3 protein-coding genes are annotated in these 4,574 nt (G+C 69.4%); 2 read left to right on the top strand and 1 reads right to left on the bottom strand.

The window, feature by feature from the left end; all coding sequences use genetic code 11:
- The coding region (locus E4L96_RS15190) for a hypothetical protein (RefSeq protein WP_181017621.1) at positions 1 to 1,411 on the top strand (1,411 nt) is incomplete at its 5' end.
- A gap of 90 nt (positions 1,412 to 1,501) precedes the next feature.
- Positions 1,502 to 1,954, top strand: a complete 453-nt coding sequence (locus E4L96_RS15185; RefSeq protein ID WP_135208068.1) for a PRC-barrel domain-containing protein — start codon at positions 1,502 to 1,504, stop codon at positions 1,952 to 1,954.
- On the opposite strand, the gene E4L96_RS15180 is transcribed toward E4L96_RS15185, so the two are convergent.
- Positions 1,955 to 4,375, bottom strand: a complete 2,421-nt coding sequence (locus tag E4L96_RS15180; RefSeq protein WP_135208067.1) for a PAS domain-containing protein — start codon at positions 4,373 to 4,375, stop codon at positions 1,955 to 1,957.
- Between the last annotated feature and the right edge of the window lie 199 nt (positions 4,376 to 4,574).

Raw genomic sequence — 4,574 nt, 5'->3', positions numbered from 1 at the left:
GTCGCTGGCGGGCTGCGGCGGAGGCGGCGGCGCGGGCGGTGGTGGCACGGGCGGCGGCGGCCAGGGCCATGACAGCGGCAACGGCGGTCAGCAAGCCCAGCTCATCGACCGGTCCGTCACCTCGTATGCCGTCATCAAAGTCCGCACGCGCCCGAGTGGAAGCACCGCCAGCGCCAGCAGCGCGAGCACTGGCAGCTGGATCGCCCTCGCCGAAAAGCCGCAGCGCATGATCGACACCCGCGCCACTGCGCCCGACCGCAAGCTCCTTTTGTCCGGCGGCGCGGAATACCTGCCGCCATCCGGCTGGTCCCTGATCGACGCCGCCCTGCACGCGTCCGGCCAGGTCACCGCCGTCCTCGTCGGCGAGCGCGACATCCGCCTGGTCCGGCTGGACGCCCAAGGCACGGTCCTGCGCACCGACACCTTGGCCGACCCGGCCGCGCTGACCGATCCTTACTACGGCGACCCGCTGCAACTGCGCGACCCGGCGGCAATGCACCCCTACGCCACCCGCGACACCGCCCGCCTCGCCGCCGTCGGTGACGACATCGTGCTGGTGCTGCGCACCGGGCGCAACGCCGTCATCGCCTACCGCTTGAGCCAGCCTGCGCAAGCCGCCGCCGCGCTCGCCCAGCGCTGGCGCACCGTCGTCGAACCTGGCACCACCATCGGCAACGTCTGGCTCACCGGCGGCAGCTACGACCCCTTTGGCGACCTCCAGCACAACTGGCAGGTGTTCATGGACGTCGATGCCAGCGGCCGCGTCGCCGTGGCCGTGCCGCTGAACCGCACCGAACTGTCGATCGACCATGCCGCTCACTTCCACGAGCCTATGCCGGAGACGTTCTCAGGCAGCCTGGTGACGGTGCTCGCCGCCGACGGCCAGCGCCAGACGGCGACCCTGGTGGACCCAGTCAAGAAGTCCCAACTGTCCACCGTCCGCTGGCTCGGTGACGATGAGGTCGCCGTCGCGGGCCGCATCCTCACCACCGTCAAGGACGACGGTACCGGCTGGGACGGCTACGTGGCCCGCGTCCGGCCCAGCACGCGTTCGGTCGCGCCCCTGGCCACCATCGACACAGGCTCCGGCGACCACATCTTCGACCTCGCCCGCCTGCCCGACGGGCGGCTGCTGGCGGCGGGCGTCGCCGGCTACTGGCAGAACCCGGCCGGCGCCAGCATCTCGGAAGGCGCCGCGCCACTGCTGGCCTTGCTGGGCGCGGAGGGCCAGTTCCAGCGCCGTCTTGCCTTCGCGGGCGGCGCGCGGCACAATCAGTTGCGCAGCGTGGCCCCGTGGGGTGCCCGCTGGCTGGTGGGCGGCATGGCGGACGGCCCCGGCACGCACACCGGCGATGCCGACGACAGCCTGATCCGCGCCAATGGCGTGCTGCGCGAGGTAGCCGCCGAGTAAGCCCGGCGGCTGACCCGGCCGCGTGAGTCAGCGAACAGACTGGCTGCCGCCCCGCTCTTTAGCATGCAGGCTTCGAGATCAGGAGGTTGTATGTCTTACGAACAACGCGACACCTACGGCATGTACGCGAACCACGGCCGCAAGGGCCCGGGCCCCGAGCTGATGGGCGCTGATACCCTGATTGGCGACCACGTCCACAACCTCCAGGGCGAGCACCTCGGAGAAATCAAGGAGATCATGCTCGACATGCGCACCGGCACCATCGCCTACGCGGTGATGTCGCGCGGCGGCGTGCTGAGCCTGGGCGAAAAGCTGTTCGCCGTGCCGTGGGAATCGCTGCGGCTGGACACGGTGAAAAAAGGGTTCGTGATGGACGTGCCCAAGGAGCGCTTTGAAAACGCTCCCGGTTTCGACACCGACCACTGGCCCGACATGGCCGACCCCAGCTGGCAGCTCGACATCCAGCGCCACTACGGCCTCTCGGGCGACGACAACGACGACCTGTTCGGTGATGCCAAGGATGGGGGAATGCTGCTGTCCTGATTAGTGCGCCGAAGCGGATGCTTCGTGCCTGACCGCTTCCGACAGCAGGCGCTCGACTTTCGCCAGGTCGACTGGCTTGGTGAGGTGCATATCGAAACCGGCGGCACGGCTGCGCGCTTGATCGGATTGGCTGCCCCAGCCGGTCAACGCCACCAGCGTGCAGCCCTGCGCGCCCGGCAGCGCCCGTAGCCGCGCCGCCGTCTCGTAGCCATTCATGCCCGGCATCCCGATATCGAGGAACACCACCGCCGGGGCATGTAACGCCGCCATCTCGACGGCAGACGGACCGTCGTGAGCGACCAGCACCTCGTGTCCATTCAGATCCAGCAGCATGGCGAAGGTCTCGGCGGCGTCCCGGTTGTCGTCTACCACCAGGACCCGATGCCGGCCTGCACCGGCCGCCGGCGCCGGTGGCGCAACCGCGGCAGGGACAGGCGCTTCCACACGCGGCAGCCAGATACGGAACAGGCTGCCCGTGCCCGACCCCGCGCTCTCAGCGGTGACGCGGCCACCGTGCATCTCGACCAGACCTTTGACGACACTCAGTCCGATACCCAGCCCGCCCTGGGCGCGGTCCACATGCTGCGGCACCTGGGCGAAGCGATCGAATACGTGTTCGAGCATGTCGGGCGGGATGCCGATACCGGTGTCCTGCACCTCGATGCACAGCATGCCCGCGTCACTCGCCGCGCCAGCACGCAGCGTGACCGTGCCGCCGCGCGGCGTGTACTTCGCGGCGTTGTTGAGCAAATTCCCCACCACCTGCACCAGCCGGGTCGGATCGCCCAGCACCCGCAGCGCCGGGTCCACGCTGGGCCGCACGACCTGCAGGGCCTGCGCGTCCAGCAGCGTCTGCACGCCTTCCATTGCCTGATCGAGCATGGCCTGCAGGGACACCGGCTCCTGGCGCAGCAGGATCTTGCCCTGCCGGATGCGGGCAATGTCGAGCAGATCGTCGACCAGGTGCACCATGTGATCGAGCTGGCGCTGCATGATTCCCAGCACCTGGGCCGCCTCCCCCGCCGCGGCGGAATGGAAGCTTTGCAGCAGATGCAGCCCGGTGCGCAGCGGCGCGAGCGGATTGCGCAGCTCGTGCGCGAGCGTGGCCAGGAAGTCGTCCTTCTGGCGGTCCGCCAGCTTGAGCGCTTCGCGCACGCGCACAAATTCGGTGATGTCGACACAGGCGCCGGTCATCGTCTTGGCCTGCCCGGACGGATCGAGGAAGGTGCGGCCACGGTCGTACAGCCAGTGGATCGAACCGTCCGGATAAATGACCCGGAACTCCATCTCGAAATCGTCGCCGGCATCGCGGCAGCGTTCGCAGCGGCGGATCACCTCGGCCCGGTCGTCCGGATGCACCAGGGCGATGAACTGGTCCAGGCTGCGCACCGCCTGGCCCGGCCGCAGGCCGAACAGGCGGTCGAGCGCACCATCCCAGGTGAGCTGGTTGCCGTGGATGTCCCAGTGGAAGGTGCCGGTACGGCTGGCTTCCAGGGCGACCTCCAGCGCCAGTTCGACGGTCTTGCGGCTGGTGATGTCCATCGCCGTGCCGTTGGCGCGCACGCAGCGGCCGGTCGCATCGAACAGCCCGCGCCCCTTGGCCGCGACCCAGCGCACCTGGCCGTCGTCGCGGCCAATGGTGCGGTACTCAATGTTGTAGAGCTCGCGCCGCTGCGGGTCGCAGGCCGCGTCGAACGCCTGTGCCACCGCCGCGCGGTCGTCCGGGTGCAGGCCCGCGAAGAAGTCATCCATCGACAGTGCTTCATCCGTCGTGATGCCGAACATGGTGCGCAGCCGGGGTTGCCAGATCAGGTTGCCGTCGAGCACATTCACGTCCCAGAACGCGATCTCGGCCGCGTCCACGGCCAGCCGCAGGCGTTCCTCGCTCACCGCCAGCGCCTGCTGGGCCGCCTGGGCGACCTGCGCCTCCTGCGCCAGCCGCACCGTGGCGGTGGTTTCGATGGCGGCGCAAAAGATGCCCGCGACCTCCCCGGCGTCATCGAGCAGCGGCGTGTAGGTGAACGTGAAATAGTGCGGCCCCGGAGTCTCGCGCCCGGTCAGCTGGAACGGCTGGTTCTCGAACGACAGCGACTCGCCGCGCATGACGGCCTCGTTCAGCGGCTGCAACTCGGCCCAGATGTCGCTCCAGACGTCGGCCATCGACTGGCCGAGCGCGCGCGGATGCTTGTCGCCCAGGATGGCGATGTAGCCGTCGTTGTAGAGCGAAATGTAGTCCGCGCCCCAGCCAATGAACATCGGCTGGCGCGCGCGCAGGACCAGGCTCACGGCCGTTTTCAGCGACTGCGGCCACGAGGCCAAGGCGCCCAGCGGCGTCGCCGACCAGTCGAAGGCACTGATCAAGGCGCCCATGGCGCCGCCTTCGCGCAGGTAGGGCTGGTCGGCGGGAGCGGTCGTAGGCATGCTGCATTATAGGGCGACTTTCCCAAGGGGGCCGACTTGATTAGCCGAAATTCCCGCCGCGGGGGGCAAGGGCCCTGGGGTTGACTGGGCTGCCCCATGTCAGCGGGGGCAGGCGCGATCCCGGCGCGGTCGGACCTGCGGCGGGCTCGGTTCGGTCCGTCCAGTTCCGGCCCCGGTGCGGCTCGGCCCGGCCAGCAGC

It is taken from the genome of Zemynaea arenosa (genome assembly GCF_004614185.1).
GTDB lineage: Bacteria > Pseudomonadota > Gammaproteobacteria > Burkholderiales > Burkholderiaceae_D > Telluria > Telluria arenosa.
Note: the sequence above shows the minus strand (reverse complement) of the source record. Positions and strands in the feature narration are given on the sequence as shown.